This window comes from Comamonas sp. wu1-DMT (assembly GCF_040187805.1).
GTDB lineage: Bacteria > Pseudomonadota > Gammaproteobacteria > Burkholderiales > Burkholderiaceae_C > Comamonas > Comamonas thiooxydans.
In genome coordinates this window covers 16,029-32,880 of record NZ_JBANEM010000001.1, presented here as the reverse complement: position 1 = coordinate 32,880, position 16,852 = coordinate 16,029, and the positions used below count along the sequence as shown (strand labels likewise).

Sequence of the window (16,852 nt, the reverse complement as noted above, 5' to 3'; positions counted from 1 at the left end):
GTCCCAGCTTGGTTGCCACTGTGTTATCAATGGTTTGGGCACACCCCGAAGCAGGGCGCCGTTCTTGGGTTCCGCTGAACCTCGGGTCGGGCAACAGCGAAAAGCCGGCATTATCGGCTTTTGTTACTGCCGAGGTTGCTTATGATGAAAATCGCATTAAGTTCAAGGCGGTATCGGCACAGCTTGCTATGACTAGAAGAGCATACACATGCTCAGCCTCAACTCCCTTGCAGTAGAGACTGAATGCATTGCCACTCGGCTTCGGTCACTGGGGTAATGGAGAGACGATTGCCTTTTTGCAGCACGCGCATCTGCGCCAGTTGAGGTTGCTCGCGTAGCTCTGGCATCAGCAGGGGGCGGATCTTTTTCAAGGCCTGCACATCCAGCATAAGCCAGCGCGGTTTGTCGTTCTGGGACTTGGGGTCGTAATAGGGGTCTGCTGGGTCGAACTGTGAAGGGTCCACACGCAGATTGCCGGCAATGCGGGCAATGCCGTAAATCCCAGGTTCGGCGCAACTGGAATGCCAGTACAGCACGCCGTCACCCGCCTGCATATCGTCACGCATGAAATTGCGTGCCTGGTAATTGCGTACGCCATTCCAGGCAATGGTCTGCTGGGGGGACGCCAGAGCATGGTCGATGGAGTACTCGTCGGGCTCGTTCTTCATGAGCCAGTAACGATGGGCTTGGAGGCTGCTGTCGTTCATAGGTGCATTGTCGGCGAGGAGGTTGCTGTCTCAGTCATCACGATCTCGCTGCCAGGGACCGCGATCCTGCTGCCAATTGCGCACCAGATCGCTATTGCGTTGCAGCAGATTTCGGGTGTCCAGCCAGCGGCCCGGAATGTCCAGCTCGGCTTCTTCCACAACCCGCATACAGTCCTGAATATGGCGCTCGCCCAGATAGCGCAGAGTCGCGTAGCCTATGGATGCAGCTGCGAGCTGGCCCAGTAGCGGCACATATCTGGCGGCCTGCTTGGTGCTCATGCGCAAACCCATGGCTTTGCCGAGGCGCAGCACCATGTCGCGGGTGATGAACTTGCCGATCAGCACGGAGCCAACCATGGCGATGGCTTTCTGGACTTGCTCGCGCTTTCCTGGCGTGAGTTGGTCGAGTTGCTCTGGCGTCAATCCGAACTCCTGGTTGATGCGTGGATAGAGCTGTGCGAGCAGGGCTGCATCTGCAGCCCAGTCCAGACCGGGTATGGGAATGGCACTGGCGGCAGCGCTGACGAGTGCCCGTCTTCTCAGTAGTTTGCGGGCCCTTTCAGCGGCTTGGGCAATGTCTTTGCGCTCCGCTCTGGTCGCACTAAGGTTTCTGAAGCTCGGGTCTTTTTTCCACATATTCGATAAGGAGATGACGGAAATAGAAAAAGGGGCTTGTCGGCCCCTTTTGGTCGGAATTCAGATTCAGTTGGCCTTACCGCGCACCATGCCATAAATAAACAAAAGAATCACGGCCCCAATGACCGATGCGATCCAGCCTGCGGTTTGCCCGGGCTGGTACCAGCCCATGGCCGAGCCCAGATAGGTTGCTACAAACGAGCCGACGATACCGAGAAGAATCGTCATGATCCAGCCCATGCTGTCATTGCCGGGCTTGATGGCCCGCGCAATCAAACCGACGATAAGACCGACGATGATGGTTCCGATGATGGACATATTTTGTTCCCTGTTGGTGCTTTGACGAAAGTGACTCTACGCGGCCCGGCAGATCGACTCTGTCGGACGATTCTGAATGTCGGCGCGAGCGTGGTTCTTGCATGAAAACATGCGGCGGCATGGGCTACATCGGGGCTCAAGTAAAAAAACAAAAACGCCTGCAGAAAGCAGGCGTTTTGGTCGAGCTCTGATTCAAAATCAAGGCTGCAATGGACCCAGGGCGCTATATGCAGCAGCCGTGGTTGCCGAAGCGTCAGCACCTTCGACGCGGCGGGCGCCGTCAAAGCGGCGAGCCCAGTAGGAGGTCTGCATGCTTTCCACACGTACGCTGGCACCGGTGCGCGGTGCGTGGATGAATTTGCCATCACCTACGTAGATACCCACATGGCTGAATGTGCGGCGCATGGTGTTGAAGAACACCAGATCACCGGGCTTGAGGTCGCTGCGGTCAATTTGCTGAGTGGCATTGGCCTGTTCGGCAGAGACGCGAGGCAGAACCTTGCCCATGGTCTGGGAGTAGATGGCCCGCACAAAACCGCTGCAGTCGAAGCCGGTTTCTGCATTGGTGCCGCCCAGGCGATAGGGAACCCCAAGGAAGCCCATGGCCGTCACCACCAGATCGGAGGTTTTTTCGGCCACGTTCTGACGTGCTTCGCGCACGAAATCAGTCGTCTTCTCGGCCACGGAGTGTCGAGCTTCACGCAACTGGGTGATGAGGCCGCGGTTGACCAGCAACTGGGCCATGTCGTCGTCACGCTGCTCGCTAGGCGCTGCGTGCGCTGAGGTAACGCCGACAAATAGAAGTGCAATAAGCCATCGGGACATGGGGCGTGAGGGTAACACGTTCATTTGTAGGATGGGGGCTCTATTTCCAATTTTTTCTCTTGGTTTTTGATGCAGTACAGCAAGTGAGCTGCAGGCATAAGCTTATTGCCTGAGCTGCTCTCAAATTTGCAGCGTATTGCAGTAAGTGATTTCCCCATTCTGGTGAATGCGGGTCGGGAATGCACCAATTCATGGTATTGACATGCGAGAGGCGTTGCATTGACGGACTTTCTACCCCGGCATGCGCTTGCAGCGACAATAGCGCCATCGATTGCAGCCGATGCGACACGCTTCCTCAGCGCGCCGTGCGTCTGTCCTGCGCGAGCGCTGCGCTTTTTAGCAGTGGCTTGACACGGTTTTAAGAAAGATTTGCCATGTTGTTAGAAGCTTCCGAGTCGCAACTGGTTCTGGTGGACTACCAGGACAAGCTGATGCCCGTCATTCACGAAGGCGCGCAAGCGCTGGCCAATGCCGTCAAGCTGGCCAAGATGGCGCAGCTGCTGGATGTGCCTGTCTGGGGAACTGAGCAGAACCCCTCGCGCCTTGGCGCCAATAATGCGGAACTGAAGGCGCTGTGCCAGAAGACGCTGGAGAAAATGTATTTCAGCGCCGTGCCGGAGGGGCTGGGTGAATGGCTGCGTCCTCCTGCCAAGCCGCAGGGCGGCAATGCGCGCAGCCTGCCCAAGCATCTGCAAAAGCCCCAGCAGCAGGCGCCCGAGCGCAATATGGTGGTGATTGCCGGCTGCGAAACCCATGTCTGTCTGTTGCAGACGGCGCTGGAGCTGCTGGAAGACGAGTTCGATGTGTGGGTGGTGACGGATGCTTGCGGTTCGCGCACCGAGCGTAACCGCGATGCAGCGTTTGACCGTTTGGCGGGCGCCGGCGCCGAACTGGTGACCACCGAGATGGTGATGTTCGAGTGGCTGCGCACCTGCGAAGACCCTGCCTTCAAGGAGATGCTGGCTCTGGTCAAGTAATCGCTTGCAGCTATTCAGGAAATAAGCGCCTTCTGGGCGCTTTTTCTTTTGGCTGCGCGCTGATCGCCACATTCCCATCCAGTGGCGCTCAGATCCCAGGAATCGCTGCCTAGCTTGCAGATGTTCTCCATGGGGTGTCCACCGAGGAGTCAGGAGCACTATGTCATACCTCATGGCACGGCGGACACGAATTCCTAGAAGATGGTTTCAAGGAGGACCCAGGAACTGAACGTGCTTGGGCCGGTGCTCTGATGCGGCGTTGATGCGATAGTCAAGTGCTGTCAGTTTTTGGCAAGCGCGTTATGAATAATTATGAATTCAGAAAACTCTCTGCAGAAGACGGAGAGTCAAGGAGACATATTCATGACCACGCGTTTCGAAGATTTTTATCAGCGTTCCATTCATGACCGCGACGGCTTCTGGGCGGAGCAGGCCGGCCTGATCGATTGGCAGCAGAAGCCGCAGCAGATCTGTGACTACAGCAACCCGCCATTCGCCAAATGGTTTGTGGGCGGCACAACGAATCTTTGTCATAACGCCATTGACCGCCATCTGGCAGAGCGCGGCGATCAGAACGCGTTGATCGCCATTTCCACCGAAACCCAGACCGAGAAGGTCTACAGCTACCGTGAGCTGCATGCGGAAGTCAACCGCATGGCCGCCGTGTTGCAGTCGCTGGGTGTGCAAAAAGGCGACCGCGTGCAGATCTATATGCCCATGGTTGCCGAGGCCTGCTTTGCCATGCTGGCCTGCGTGCGTCTGGGCGCCATTCACTCCGTGGTGTTCGGCGGCTTTGCCTCGGGCGCGCTGGCGTCGCGCATCGATGATGCCGAACCCAAGGTCATCATCAGCGCCGATGCGGGCTCGCGTGGCGGCCGTGTCGTGGCTTACAAGCCTTTGCTGGATGAAGCGCTCAGGCAATCCAGCCACCAGCCCGCTGCCGTGCTGATGGTCAACCGCGGGCTGGCCGAAATGCCCATGAAGGCAGGTCGCGACCATGACTGGTCGGCCTTGCGGGCCCGGCACATGAATGCACGGGTGGATTGCGTCTGGGTGGAGTCAACCCATCCCAGCTACACCCTCTATACCAGCGGCACCACAGGCAAGCCCAAGGGCGTGCAGCGCGATACGGGCGGCTATACCGTGGCGCTGGCGGCCAGCATGCCGCATATCTTCGATGCCCAGGCCGGACAGACCTTCTTCTGCACCAGCGACATCGGCTGGGTCGTGGGTCATAGCTACATCATCTATGCGCCGTTGATTGCGGGCATGGCTACGGTGATGTATGAGGGCCTGCCAGTCAACCCCGATGCCGGCATCTGGTGGAGCATTGTCGAGAAATACAAGGTCACGCACATGTTCTCGGCGCCGACGGCGATTCGCGTGCTCAAAAAGCATGATGCGGATTACCTCAAGCGCTACGACATCTCCAGCCTCAAGGCCCTGTGGCTGGCTGGCGAGCCGCTTGACGAGCCCACTGCGGCCTGGATCAGCCAGGCCATCAACAAGCCCATCATCGACAACTACTGGCAGACTGAGACCGGCTGGCCCATCATGACGCTGTGCAACGGCGTGCAAAAGCAGGCCACGCGTTTTGGCAGTCCGGGCCGGGCGGTCTACGGTTACAACGTCAAGCTCATCGATGACGCCAGCGGCGAGGAGTTGACTCAGGCGAATCAGAAGGGCGTGCTGGCGATTGAAGGTCCGCTGCCGCCCGGTTGCATGCAGACGGTCTGGCGTGACGACAACCGCTTTGTCAACACTTACTGGAAGAGCATTCCGGGTCGGCTGATCTACAGCACCTTCGACTGGGGCATCCGTGACGAGGACGGCTACTACTTCATTCTTGGCCGTACCGACGATGTGATCAATGTGGCGGGCCATCGCCTGGGCACGCGCGAGATCGAGGAGAGCATCTCTGCCCATGCCCAGATTGCCGAAGTGGCGGTGGTTGGCGTTGCCGACAATCTCAAGGGCCAGGCTGCGCTGGCCTTTGCCGTGGTGCGCGATGCGGCCTTGGTGGCAGATGAGGTGTCCAGCAAGGCCCTGGAGGCCGATGTGATGAAGCTGGTCGACTCGCGTCTGGGTGCGGTTGCGCGTCCGTCTCGCGTGATTTTCGTCACGGCTCTGCCCAAGACGCGCAGCGGCAAGCTGCTGCGCCGGGCCCTGCAGGCCGTGGCCGAAGGTCGTGACCCTGGTGATCTGAGCACCATGGAGGATCCTGCGGCCCTGGCTCAGGTTCAGCAACGCTTGTAACTTCAGCAAGCCGTAGCCTGCGGTGATGGCCCTCAAAATCAACACAGTCCAGGCAAGGCCCGCCCCGCAGCAAAGTCGGTCGTCCCCTCAGGGAAGACTCGAAGCGACTCAGGGGACATTTGAATACAAGGCCTGCGACCATCAAGGCGCAGGCCTTGCTGTTTGCAGCCTAAAATCGCCCGATCGCGTCGCGCAGTCCGCTGCCTGGCGCTATGGAATTGAAAAACTTCGAGAAAGAGCTGTTGTGCAAATTGCATCCTCCATCTTCAAGGCCTATGACATTCGCGGCATCGTGCCGTCGACACTGACTGAAGAAGTCGCCCGTGGCATAGGCCGCGCATTCGGTATGGCAGCGCTGGTAGCCGGCGAAAAAACCGTAGCGGTGGGCCGTGATGGACGTCTGTCGGGTCCCGCGCTGTCGGAGGCATTGATGCAGGGCCTGACCGATGTGGGCGTGAATGTGATCGACATCGGCCTGGCCACCACGCCCATGCTGTACTTTGCGGCCGCGACCTTGTGCACCAGCGGCATTCAGGTGACGGGCAGCCACAACCCCAAGGATTACAACGGCTTCAAGATGGTGCTGGCAGGCCGCGCCATTTATGGCGAGGAAATCCAGGCCCTGCGCGCACGCATGGAAACCGAGGACTGGACGATTACCGGTGCCGGACAGATCAGCCGCGCCGATGTGCTGGCCGATTACACCGCCCGCATCGTGGGCGACGTGAAGCTGGCGCGGCCCATGAAGATCGTGGTGGACTGCGGTAACGGCGTGGCCGGTGCGTCGGCGCCCGCCATCTTCCGTCAGCTGGGCTGCGAGGTGATTGAGCTGTTCTCTGAAGTCGACGGCAACTTCCCCAATCACCATCCCGATCCCAGCAAGCCCGAGAACCTGCGCGATGTGATCCAGGCCCTGCAGACCAGCGATGCCGAGCTGGGTCTGGCCTTTGACGGTGACGGCGACCGTCTGGGCATTGTGACCAAGGACGGCCAGAACATCTTCCCCGACCGTCAGATGATGTTGTTCGCCAAGGATGTGCTTTCGCGCGTGCCTGGCGGCTCCATCGTGTTCGACGTCAAGTGCACCCAGCGTCTGGCCCCCGAGATCGAAGCTGCCGGCGGCAAGGCCGTGATGTACAAGACCGGCCATTCGCTGGTCAAGGCTCGCATGAAGGAGCTGGGCGCGCCGCTGGGTGGCGAGATGAGTGGCCATATCTTCTTCAAGGAGCGCTGGTTCGGCTTTGACGATGGCACCTATGCCGGCTGCCGTCTGCTCGAAATCGTCAGCCGCGAAACCGACCCCAGCGCAGTGCTCAACGCATTGCCCACCAGCTTCTCCACGCCCGAACTCAATGTGGCCTGTGCCGAAGGCGAGCCCCATCGTCTGGCGGCCGAGCTGCAGGCGCTCGCTGCCACGGAGTTTGCCGAACCTGCCCAGGTCAGCACCATTGACGGCCTGCGCGTGGACTGGGCCGACGGCTTCGGCCTGATCCGTGCCAGCAACACCACGCCGGTGCTGGTGCTGCGCTTTGAAGGCCATACACAGCAAGCCTTGCAGCGCATAGAAGCGCAGATGCTGGCCTTGCTCAAGCGCGTCAAGCCTGACGCCCAGGTGGGCGCTTCTGCGCACTGAGCGAAGCAGCGCTCAAGCATGGCCAAACCGGCTCCCATGAGCTTTGCCCGTGCGCTGTTCAGTGCGCTGGCCTGGGCGGTGCAGCCGCTGCTGCGGCGCAAGCTGCGTCGCAGAGCGCTGGCTGAGCCGGGCTACGGCGTGGCCGTGCCTGAACGCTTCGGCCATTACCAGCCTGCAGATCTGGGGCGCGATGGACGCGGCCGATGGGTGTGGATTCATTCGGTGTCGCTGGGCGAGACCCGGGCTGCCGCCATTCTGATCAAGGCCTTGCGCGAGCGCATGCCGGCTATGCGTCTGCTGCTGACGCACAGCACTGCGACTGGGCGAGAAGAGGGCGCAAAGCTGTTGCGCCCGGGCGATGTGCAGGTCTGGCTGCCCTGGGACTCCCTGGGCGCCACCAGGCGTTTTGTCGCACAGTTCCAGCCTGCCGTGGGCGTGCTGATGGAAACCGAGATCTGGCCGAATCTGATTGCGGCTTGTGCCAACAGGGGCATTCCTCTGGCCCTGGCCAATGCACGTCTCAACGAGAAATCCGAAGCCGGTGCTCTGAGAGTCAGGCCCCTGTCTCGCCCGGCATACGGCGCACTGGCTGCCGTCTGGGCGCAGACCGAGTCCGATGCCAAGCGCCTGCGCAATGTAGGCGCCCACGTGGATGCGGTGCTGGGCAATCTCAAATTCGATGTGCAGCCTGATGCCGCCCAGATCGCCCGGGCCGGGCAATGGCGCACTGCGTTGGCGCGCCCCGTGCTGCTGTTTGCCAGCAGCCGCGAGGGCGAGGAAGCGATGTTCATCGATGCGCTCAAGGCCCTGGGCGATGCTGCAACGGCGGTGCAATGGCTGCTCGTTCCGCGTCATCCTCAGCGCTTTGACGAGGTGGAAAGCTTGCTGGGCAAAGCAGGCTTTGCTGTTTCTCGGCGCAGCCAGTGGGGGCAGATGCCTCCCCTGCAGTCCGGTGCGATCTGGCTTGGCGATTCGCTGGGCGAGATGCCCCTGTATTACTGCCTGGCAGCAGCAGCCCTGATGGGAGGGAGCTTTGCGCCGCTGGGCGGGCAGAACCTCATCGAGGCGCTGGCCTGTGATTGTCCCGTGATACTGGGGCCGCATACCTTCAATTTCAGCCAAGCTTCCGAGCAGGCGCTGCATGCCGGCGCAGCCCTGGGCGTGCAGGATATGGGTGCAGGCTTGGGCCAGGCCCTGGATCTGGTGGCCAGGCCCGACCGTCTGCAGGCCGCCGTACAAAGCTGCAGACAGATGGTGCAGGGCAATCGCGGTGCGGCCGCGGCCACGGCCGAGGCGATTCAAGCGTTGATGAATGCTCCTTGATCAGGAGCATATAGCGCCCTGTGGGCAAGGGTTTTAGGTCGATATGATGTCGAACCCTGAAATCTGTCTCTCGACCGGTCTTAGCGCTTGAGCGTTCTGGCCGCAGGCCGTGCAGCAGCCATGCTGCCTGTAACGGCTGGCCTTGTTGCCGCAGCCGGGGCAATGCCGGGCGTGCGTGTCAGTGCGTCGATCATGCGCAGATCATCGTCGCTGAGCACGCCTGCGGCCTGGCGCAGCTTGAGCTGGCCTAGCAGCACCTGATAGCGCGCATTGGCCAGATCGCGCTCGGTCTGGTAGACCTGACTCTGGGCATTGAGCACATCGATATTGATGCGCACGCCCACCTCATAACCCATTTTGTTGGCCTCCAGCGCACTCTGGCTGGAGGCGAGAGCCGCTTCCAGCGCCTTGACCTGAGCCTGGCCGGACTGCACGCCGAGGAAGGCGGTGCGCGTGGCCTGCTCCACGTTGCGGCGGGCATCGTCGAGCTGGGCGCTGGCTTTTTCCTCCAGCGCCACGGTCTCCCGGATGCGGTTCTGCACCGCAAAGCCCGCAAACAGCGGCATGTTCATGACCACGCCGATCTGGGCAGCGTTGGTGCGATAGCTCAGGGGAATGGATGGAGTCATGGAGCCGTTGGGATAGCGGTTGACCACATAACCGGCCTGCAGGTCCACGGTGGGCTTGTGGCCGGCCTCGGCCTTCTGCGTGTCCAGCCTGGCAATGTCCAGGGCCAGCTGGGCCTGGCGTAACTGGGGCTGGGCGGCCAGGGCCTTGTCCACCCAGTCTTGCATATTGACGGGCTCCACCCTGGGCAGGGTCAGCGGCGCGGCCAGCGGCGTGGGCTGAATGCCGACGCGGCCCACGAGCTGATCCAGGGCCACGCGCTTGACCTGCAGATCGTTTTGCGCGGCGATTTCCTGGGCTGTGACCAGGTCAAAGCGGGACTGGGCTTCGCGCGAGTCGGTGATGGTGGCCGTGCCGACTTCGAAATTGCGCTTGGCCATCTCGAGCTGGGTGCTGATGGCCTGCTTTTGCGACTGGGCGACCTGAACGCTGTCCTGGGCTGCCAGCACATCGAAATAGGCCTGGGCCACACGCACGATCAGGTTTTGTGCGGCTGCATCCAGCTGAGCCTGGGCCACATCCACGCCGCGCTGCCCCTGCTCGTAGGCAATCTTGTTGGCGGGGCGATACAGCGGCTGCTGGGCGCTGAGCTGCACGTTCTGCTGCGTGTTGTTGAAGCTGCTGGCCATGCCGGGCACGGGCACCGAGGTGTGAATGTCGACATGGGTGCGGTTGGCTCCCGCCGTCAGACCCACGTTGGGCAGCAGCCCGGACAGGGCCTGATCGGCGCGGCTGGCCGCAGCTCTCGCATCGGCTTGCTGAGCCTGCCATGAAGCGTCATAGCCGCGGGCCTGAGCCACCAGCTCCGACAAGGTCTGGGCCTGTGTCTGAGCGCCGGCCCATGCCAGCAAAACTCCCAAGGAAATGGCACGCAGCGCGTGGGCGGAGGGGGCTTGCAGGGGCCTGGGCAGCTTGGTCATAGATGTCAGGGTTGGGCGATCTCGATCACAACGGAAACTCAACAAAGCTCTGGATTGTCCGAGCAATAGGCCCGGCAATCTTTCAATAACGGGGAACGCCCGGGTCGGCGCTGAGCGACCAGGCGTCAATGCCGCCGGTGATATTGCTGACGTCCTCAAAGCCGTTGTTGAGCAAAAACGCAGCCACGCTCATGCTGCGTGCGCCATGGTGGCACAGGCAGGCGACGGGGTGGTCTGGGTCCAGCTCCTGCAGACGGCCGGGGATGTCGTGCATGGGAATGCAGCGCAACTCGAAGCCTTCACCGGGCTGAATGCTGGCCAGGGTGACTTCCCAGGGTTCGCGCACATCCAGCACAACGGGCTTGACGCCATTCGCGGCATGAGAAGCCAGCCATTGCTGGAACTGGGCGGGCAAGACCTGGGTCAACATAAAAACTCCTGGTGGCCGGCCGTCGAATCTGCGGGCCGGCCCTGACACTGAAAGACAGGCCCTGATCGCTGCACCGCCGAGTCGCAGCGCAGCAAGCAGGGCGAACGCAACAAGCGTTTAGAACGAGAAGCGCGAAGGCTCTTCAAAACCCACGAGGCGGGTGGCAGCGGTATCCCAGGGTTGCTGGACTTCGAAATTGTTGCCGTTCTTGGTCACCAGCGTGAAGCGCATCACGGGCATGTGACCGACGATGGCGGCAATGCGGCCGCCTTCGTTGAGCTGGGCGTAAAGGGCATCGGGAACCTGGGCCACCGAGCCGCTGAGCACGATCACGTCGAACGCGCCCTGAGCCAGGGACGCGGTGGCACCGTTGGCCAGCTTGACTTCGACATTCTTGACGCCGGCGCTGAGCAGATTCTCACGGGCCATTTCGGCCAACTCGGGGTCGATCTCCAGCGTCACGACTTCCTTGGCCTGGGCGGCCAGCAGGGCTGCCATATAGCCTGAGCCGGTGCCGATCTCGAGCACGCGGTCGGTGGGCTTGATCTTCACGTCTTGCAGCATGCGCGCTTCGATCTTGGGTGCCAGCATGTGCCAGCCTTTGGCGGCAGCTTCTTCGGCCGTGCCCTTCAGGGGGACTTCAATGTCCATATAGGCCATGTTCGCGTATTCAGGCGACACATAGTCTTCACGGTGGACCTTGCCCATCAGCTCCAGCACGGACTCGTCCAGCACGTTCCAGGGGCGGATTTGCTGTTCGATCATGTTGAAACGAGCCTGCGCGTGCACATCGCGCGGGTCCACTTGGGCATTCATTGGCAGGGCCATGGTATCTCCGGGGAAAGACTTATCAGGACAAACCATCGATTCTACGAGCCTCGGAGGCTTCGTGCGGCGGCTCAGCGCTTTTTGAGTGCGCGCCGGACCATTTACGGCGCATCCAGTTGGCAAAATCATCGAGATAGCAGTACACCACAGGCACCACGACCAGGGTCAGCAGCGAGGAAGTGATGACGCCACCGATCACGGCCTGACCCATGGGGGCGCGCTGCTCGGAGCCCTCGGTGACCGCAAAGGCCAGCGGCACCATGCCGAAGATCATGGCCAGCGTGGTCATCAGGATCGGGCGCAGGCGCACCCGGGCCGCCAGCAGCAGCGCTTCGTTGCGCGGCAGGCCCGGCTCGGTCTGGCCGCTGGCCTCGTTGGTACGGGGCTCGCGGGCGCGGATGGCAAAGTCCACCAGCAAAATGGCGTTCTTTGTCACCAGACCCATGAGCATGACCACGCCGATGATGGAAAACATGGACAGGGCCGAGCCGAACATCATCAGGGCCAGCACCACACCGATCAGCGTCAGGGGCAGCGAAGTCATGAGTGCCAGGGGCTGGAGAAAGCTCTTGAACTGGCTGGCCAGAATCATGTAGATGAAGATGATGGCCAGCATCAGCGCGGAAATCGCGTAGCCAAAGGATTCGGCCATGTTCTTGGCCGCGCCGCTGAACTGGTAGCTGTAGCCGGGCGGCATGGGAGTGGTGGCCAGCGCCTGCTTGATATCGGCTGTGACCTCGCCCGTGCTGCGCAGATAGACATTGGCGTTGATGGCGACTTCGCGGTTGAGGTTGCGGCGGTTGATCTGGCTGGGGCCGGTGCTGTCCACCACGCTGGCAACCTGGTTGAGGCGCACGATGCGCATGCCGCCATCTCCGGTCGCCAGTGCAAACGGCAGGCGCTCCAGGTCCTGCGGCGTGGTGCGGGCCTCGGGCTCGAGCCGCACGTTCACGTCATAGGTCTGGTCGTCGCTGGCCCGCCAGTTGCCCACGGTCTGGCCGGCCACCCAGGTGCGCAGCGCGCCGGCCATATTGCCTATCGACAGGCCCAGATCGGCCGCGGCATCGCGATGGACCTCGATATTGACCATGGGCTTGTTGGGCTTGAGGCTGGAGTCCAGATCGACCAGGCCCGGGATGTCGGCTATGCGCTCCTGCACGATCTGGCTCAGGCGGCCCAGTTCGTCCAGATCCGGGCCCATGAGCGAGAACTCGACCTGCTTTTGCCCGCCCACGGCCTCGCGCAGGCCTACATGGGTGAGCTTGATGCCTGCAATCGCCTGCAGCCTGGGGCGCAGATAGGCCGAAATCTCGTCCACATTGCGGCTGCGCTGGTGGCGGTCAACCAGGCGCACATAGATATTGGCGTAGTTCTTGCCGTTGGCATTGCCGGTGTTGATGGTGGTCAGCGTGTAGCGCACCTCGGGCAAGGCGCGCAATATGTCCGTCACCTGCCTGGCCTTGATTTCGGTGGCTTCGATCGAGGAGCCCTCGGGGGTGTTGAAGCTGATCGAAGTTTCCGAGAAGTCCGCCTTTGGCACAAATTCGGTGCCGAGCAAGGGTACAAGAGCGATGCTTGCTATGAAAATAATGAAGGCCAGCGCCAGGGTGAGCAGCTTGTGAGCCAGTGACCAGCGCAGTATGCCCTGATAGAAGTCCGAGAGCCGATCGCTCATACGCTCCACCCAGGCCGTCACGCGCCCCAGCGTGCGGTCGTACAGGCTTTTGGTGCCATGTTCGCCATGGGCGTGGATTGCCGGGTCATGCCAGACGCTGGAGAGCATGGGGTCCAGCGTGAAGCTGACGAACATGGAGATCAGCACGGCCGCCACGATGGTGATGCCGAACTCATGGAAGAACTTGCCGATGATGCCGCCCATAAAGCCTATGGGCAGAAATACGGCGACGATGGAAAGCGTGGTGGCGAGCACGGCCAGCCCGATCTCCTGCGTGCCTTCCATGGCGGCCTGATAGGCGTTCTTGCCCATCTGCACATGGCGCACGATGTTCTCGCGCACCACGATGGCATCGTCGATCAGCAAACCCACACACAGCGAGAGTGCCATCAGCGTGACCATATTGATGGAAAAGCCGAACCAGTACATGAAGAGGAAGGTACCGATCAAGGCAATCGGCAGCGTCAACCCCGTGATTACCGTGGAGCGCCAGGAGTTCAGAAACAGAAAAACGATGAGCACCGTGAGCAAGGCACCCTCGATCAGCGTCTGGCGCACATTGTCCACACCCACGCGGATGGCGCGCGAGTTGTCGGCAATCGCCTGCAGGCGCACGCCGGGCGGCAGCTCGGGGGCGATGGCCTTGATCGCCGCGTTCAGGCCGTCGACCACCTCGATGGTGTTCTCGTCCTGGGCCTTTTGCACGGACATCAGCAGAGTGCGGCTGCCGTTGTACAGCGCCAGGGTCTGCAGCTCCTGCGCATCGTCCTGCACGCGGGCCAACTGGCCGACGCGGATCGGAGCGCCATTGCGGTAGGCCACGATGATGCGGGCGAATTCCTCGGGGCGCTGGATGCGGGCATCGATCTGCACCACGCGTTCCTGGGCCTTGGAGCGGATCGCGCCCACAGGCAGATCCTGGTTCTCGGCACGCACCGCCTGGGCAACCTGCTCGGGGGTGATGGCATAGGCCTCAAGCGCCCGTGGGTCCAGATAGACATTGATCTCGCGCTTGGTGGCTCCGACCATGTTCACTGCGCCCACGCCGCGCACGTTCTCCAGCCGCTTTTTCAGCACCTGGTCGGCCCAGCTCGTCAGCGCAATCGCGTCGGGCGGCGTCACGCTCTGGCCATTGGCTGCGGTCTCGCCGTGCAGGGCATGGGGGTCTGGCAGCACGGCCAGCGACCACACCGCCGTGCTGGCCGGGTCGAAACGGATGACACGCGGTTCCTTGACCTCGTCACGCAGAGTGGGGCGCACCGAGGCGACCTTCTCGCGCACATCGTCGGCAGCGCGGCGGCCGTCTATATGCAGCTGGAACTCGATGATGACGACGCTAGTGCCTTCGTAGCTGCGCGAGGTCAGGGCATTGATGCCCGCGACCGAGTTGACGGCTTCCTCGATCTTCTTGGTGACCTCGCTCTCAACGATCTCCGGCGAGGCTCCTGGATACTCGACCGTGACCACCACCACGGGAAATTCGATGTTCGGGAACTGGTCGACCTTGAGCCGCTGGTAGGAAAAAACGCCCAGCACCACAAAGGCCAGCATGAGCATGGTGGCCAGCACCGGGTTTTTCAGGCTGATGCGCGTGAACCACATTTATCGGCTCCCGCTGCTGACTGGCTCGGCCGATTCTTCGACCAGCGTGCCTTCGCGCAGGCCGCCGGTGCTGCCAGCCAGTATCCGGTCGCCCGCATTCAGGCCCTTGAGGACCTGAACCCAGGTTGCGCCTTCATGGGCGGACTGGCGTCCCAGCTCCACGGTCTTGTGGATCACGCGAAGCTCTGTGCGGTTGGAGATTTCCTGTGCACGCTCCGGTGCGATTGCGGCCACGGCCGGCTTGCCCGCTTGCAGCACTTGCACATAGGGCAGGGGCTTGTCGGTGCGCACGGAGGCCAGAGGCACGGCTAGCTGGCTGGCGTTGCCGGTCAGTATGCTTCCCTGCAGGAACAGCCCGGGGCGTAACTGTGGAATGCGTTGACTGCTATTGTTTTTGGCGGCTTCGTCCTTTTGCACTGCCAGATAGGCCGCCACAGTGCGCGAGCCGGTCTGGGCGCTGGGATTGATGCGCACCACCTTGGCTCTGATGGCCGTCATGTCCTGGGGGGCACCGGGCACTTGCAGCTCGGCCATCTGGCCGACCTGAACCTGTACCGAATCTGCGGGAGCGAGCTGGGCCATGATTTCCAGCTTGTCTGGATCGACGACTTCGACGATGCGCGCTTCCACACCAACGCGCTCGCCGTTCTGGACAAAGCGCTGGGCGATCTGCCCGCTCATGGGGCTGGTGATGACGGCGTCGGTGACGGACTTGCGGGCCGCATCGGCGGCGGCCTGGGCGGCAGCCAGATTGGCGCGGGCCGAATCCAGGTTGGCCTGCGAGGTCTGCAGTGCCGTGGTGGAGATAAAGCCTTTTTGCACCAGGGCCGCATTGTTGTCCTGGTTGCGCTGGGCAATCACCAACTGGGCTCTGGAGGCATCGGCCTGCTGCGTCGCCTGGCGCCAGCGTGCCTCGGCCTCCGTGGCATCAACGCGAGCCAACTGCTGGCCCTTGCTGACGCTATCGCCTTCACGCACCGTCAGGCCGCGCAGTTCGCCCGCGACATAGGCCTTGACCACGGCCGAGTTCACCGCCTGCACCACACCGTTGAGCGGAACGCTCAAGGCAAGCTGAAGGGGCTGGACCGTCAGAACCTCCTGGGCAGCCAGTTGTATGGGCAGCTCCTGCGGAACCGCAGCATGGTTCGGGGCCTGTTTTTTATGCTGCAGATTGACGACTGCGCGCCAGCCTATGACGACCAGCAAGCCGATCAGGGCCAGACTCAAGGCCCAGCGGCCGGAACGCTTCATGGTGTGTATCCCTCTGAGGCAGGTTTTTCTGTTCTATGCGCCACATGGTAGGTGCGCCAGGCACGGCTTGTATTGCAAGTGTAGTGGGCGCCCTGCAGCATAGCGGCGCCGCAATCGCTGTCATTGGTGAAAATGGGTAGTTGATTTGAGCTACGCTTGACGCGTCTTAAAAACCAAGGAGCCGGTGATGGCAGCGGAAACCATTTATCTGGGCGGAGGTTGCTTTTGGTGTACCGAAGCCGTCTTCGACCGTGTACGCGGAATAGTCGATGTGGAGAGTGGCTATGCCAATGGCCACCTGGACCATCCCAGCTACGACGATATCTGTACCGGACAGACCGGTCATGCCGAGGTAGTGAAACTTGACTTCGATCCCGCCGTCATCAGCCTGCGCGATGTGCTGCTGATCTTCTTCGGCACCCATGATCCGACCACGCTGAACCGCCAGGGCAACGATGTGGGCACGCAGTACCGCAGCGCGATCTTCACCACCGATGCGAAGCAAACGGCCGAGGCACAGGCATTGATGCAGGAAATGCAGAACGAAAAAGCGTTTGATGCACCTATGGTCACTCAGATCGAGCCCTTGACCAACTACTGGCCTGCCGAAGACTATCACCAGGACTATTTCCTGCAGCACCCGGGCCAGGGCTATTGCGCTTTTGTGGTGGGACCCAAGGTGCAGAAATTCCAGAAAGCGTTTTCGCGCTGGCTCAAGGATTAGGCCTGGCTTGCTGCGCACGACCCGCAGTGCAGATACACTTTGCAACCCCCGGCAGCTTTGCTGCAGCCGTTTCGCCCGACCGCATTTGCTCCTGAACGTGTCACATCACTCCCATCTACG

At 61.5% G+C, this 16,852-nt stretch carries 14 protein-coding genes; 5 read left to right on the top strand and 9 right to left on the bottom strand.

The genetic code is table 11. The features are described 5' to 3' along the window. Positions 1–218: 218 nt before the first annotated feature. The 4 genes from V8Z78_RS00155 to V8Z78_RS00140 form a co-directional block, all read right to left on the bottom strand. The gene (locus tag V8Z78_RS00155) at positions 219–707 is read right to left on the bottom strand and encodes an EVE domain-containing protein (RefSeq protein WP_046462433.1); all 489 of its coding nucleotides are present in this window, start codon (positions 705–707) and stop codon (positions 219–221) included. A 30-nt stretch (positions 708–737) separates the two neighbouring features. Further along, positions 738–1,343 (bottom strand): hypothetical protein, encoded by a 606-nt coding sequence (locus tag V8Z78_RS00150; protein ID WP_034362540.1) that lies wholly within the window; start codon positions 1,341–1,343, stop codon positions 738–740. A gap of 66 nt (positions 1,344–1,409) precedes the next feature. Next, entirely contained in the window at positions 1,410–1,661 is a 252-nt protein-coding gene (locus V8Z78_RS00145; protein ID WP_003079200.1) for a GlsB/YeaQ/YmgE family stress response membrane protein, read from the bottom strand. Positions 1,662–1,859: 198 nt separating this feature from the next. Continuing rightward, the gene (locus V8Z78_RS00140; RefSeq protein WP_034349623.1) at positions 1,860–2,486 is read right to left on the bottom strand and encodes a C40 family peptidase; all 627 of its coding nucleotides are present in this window, start codon (positions 2,484–2,486) and stop codon (positions 1,860–1,862) included. Positions 2,487–2,860: 374 nt separating this feature from the next. On the opposite strand from V8Z78_RS00140, the gene V8Z78_RS00135 reads away from it, so the two are divergent. The 4 genes from V8Z78_RS00135 (at position 2,861) to V8Z78_RS00120 (ending at position 8,675) form a co-directional block, all read left to right on the top strand. Next, positions 2,861–3,463 carry an isochorismatase family protein gene (locus tag V8Z78_RS00135; protein ID WP_004340903.1) on the top strand — a complete coding sequence of 201 codons (603 nt, stop codon included), beginning with the start codon at positions 2,861–2,863 and terminating at the stop codon, positions 3,461–3,463. Between the two features lie 363 nt (positions 3,464–3,826). Further along, complete coding sequence (locus V8Z78_RS00130; protein WP_004340905.1) at positions 3,827–5,719, top strand: propionate--CoA ligase; 1,893 nt, start codon at positions 3,827–3,829, stop codon at positions 5,717–5,719. A 244-nt stretch (positions 5,720–5,963) separates the two neighbouring features. Continuing rightward, a complete protein-coding gene (locus V8Z78_RS00125) occupies positions 5,964–7,352 on the top strand; it encodes a phosphomannomutase/phosphoglucomutase (protein WP_148747883.1) in 1,389 nt (462 codons plus the stop codon). Between the two features lie 18 nt (positions 7,353–7,370). Further along, positions 7,371–8,675: a 3-deoxy-D-manno-octulosonic acid transferase gene (locus V8Z78_RS00120; RefSeq protein WP_148747882.1), complete on the top strand. Its 1,305-nt coding sequence runs from the start codon at positions 7,371–7,373 to the stop codon at positions 8,673–8,675. An 80-nt stretch (positions 8,676–8,755) separates the two neighbouring features. Here V8Z78_RS00120 and V8Z78_RS00115 read toward each other — a convergent pair whose 3' ends face one another. From V8Z78_RS00115 to V8Z78_RS00095, 5 genes are all read right to left on the bottom strand, one after another. Beyond that, positions 8,756–10,222 (bottom strand): TolC family outer membrane protein, encoded by a 1,467-nt coding sequence (locus V8Z78_RS00115; protein ID WP_004340912.1) that lies wholly within the window; start codon positions 10,220–10,222, stop codon positions 8,756–8,758. A gap of 82 nt (positions 10,223–10,304) precedes the next feature. Further along, entirely contained in the window at positions 10,305–10,652 is a 348-nt protein-coding gene (locus V8Z78_RS00110; RefSeq protein ID WP_003079187.1) for a rhodanese-like domain-containing protein, read from the bottom strand. A 117-nt stretch (positions 10,653–10,769) separates the two neighbouring features. Then, positions 10,770–11,480, bottom strand: a complete 711-nt coding sequence (locus V8Z78_RS00105; RefSeq protein WP_004340917.1) for a protein-L-isoaspartate O-methyltransferase family protein — start codon at positions 11,478–11,480, stop codon at positions 10,770–10,772. 22 nt (positions 11,481–11,502) lie between these two features. Beyond that, positions 11,503–14,757 carry an efflux RND transporter permease subunit gene (locus V8Z78_RS00100; protein WP_280009123.1) on the bottom strand — a complete coding sequence of 1,085 codons (3,255 nt, stop codon included), beginning with the start codon at positions 14,755–14,757 and terminating at the stop codon, positions 11,503–11,505. After that, entirely contained in the window at positions 14,758–16,008 is a 1,251-nt protein-coding gene (locus tag V8Z78_RS00095) for an efflux RND transporter periplasmic adaptor subunit (RefSeq protein WP_349730660.1), read from the bottom strand. 187 nt (positions 16,009–16,195) lie between these two features. On the opposite strand from V8Z78_RS00095, the gene msrA reads away from it, so the two are divergent. After that, positions 16,196–16,732 (top strand): peptide-methionine (S)-S-oxide reductase MsrA, encoded by a 537-nt coding sequence (gene msrA, locus V8Z78_RS00090; protein WP_046462430.1) that lies wholly within the window; start codon positions 16,196–16,198, stop codon positions 16,730–16,732. The last annotated feature ends 120 nt before the right edge of the window (positions 16,733–16,852 follow it).

Excerpts from the sequence above, each read along its gene's own strand:
- V8Z78_RS00150 (WP_034362540.1), bottom strand. The coding sequence starts at position 1,343 with ATGTGGAAAAAAGACCCGAGCTTCAGAAACCTTAGTGCGACCAGAGCG.
- V8Z78_RS00110 (WP_003079187.1), bottom strand. The coding sequence starts at position 10,652 with ATGTTGACCCAGGTCTTGCCCGCCCAGTTCCAGCAATGGCTGGCTTCT.
- V8Z78_RS00155 (WP_046462433.1), bottom strand. The coding sequence starts at position 707 with ATGAACGACAGCAGCCTCCAAGCCCATCGTTACTGGCTCATGAAGAAC.
- msrA (WP_046462430.1), top strand. The coding sequence starts at position 16,196 with ATGGCAGCGGAAACCATTTATCTGGGCGGAGGTTGCTTTTGGTGTACC.
- V8Z78_RS00105 (WP_004340917.1), bottom strand. The coding sequence starts at position 11,480 with ATGGCCCTGCCAATGAATGCCCAAGTGGACCCGCGCGATGTGCACGCG.
- V8Z78_RS00115 (WP_004340912.1), bottom strand. The coding sequence starts at position 10,222 with ATGACCAAGCTGCCCAGGCCCCTGCAAGCCCCCTCCGCCCACGCGCTG.
- V8Z78_RS00100 (WP_280009123.1), bottom strand. The coding sequence starts at position 14,757 with ATGTGGTTCACGCGCATCAGCCTGAAAAACCCGGTGCTGGCCACCATG.
- V8Z78_RS00145 (WP_003079200.1), bottom strand. The coding sequence starts at position 1,661 with ATGTCCATCATCGGAACCATCATCGTCGGTCTTATCGTCGGTTTGATT.
- V8Z78_RS00095 (WP_349730660.1), bottom strand. The coding sequence starts at position 16,008 with ATGAAGCGTTCCGGCCGCTGGGCCTTGAGTCTGGCCCTGATCGGCTTG.
- V8Z78_RS00140 (WP_034349623.1), bottom strand. The coding sequence starts at position 2,486 with ATGTCCCGATGGCTTATTGCACTTCTATTTGTCGGCGTTACCTCAGCG.
- V8Z78_RS00130 (WP_004340905.1), top strand. The coding sequence starts at position 3,827 with ATGACCACGCGTTTCGAAGATTTTTATCAGCGTTCCATTCATGACCGC.
- V8Z78_RS00135 (WP_004340903.1), top strand. The coding sequence starts at position 2,861 with ATGTTGTTAGAAGCTTCCGAGTCGCAACTGGTTCTGGTGGACTACCAG.
- V8Z78_RS00120 (WP_148747882.1), top strand. The coding sequence starts at position 7,371 with ATGGCCAAACCGGCTCCCATGAGCTTTGCCCGTGCGCTGTTCAGTGCG.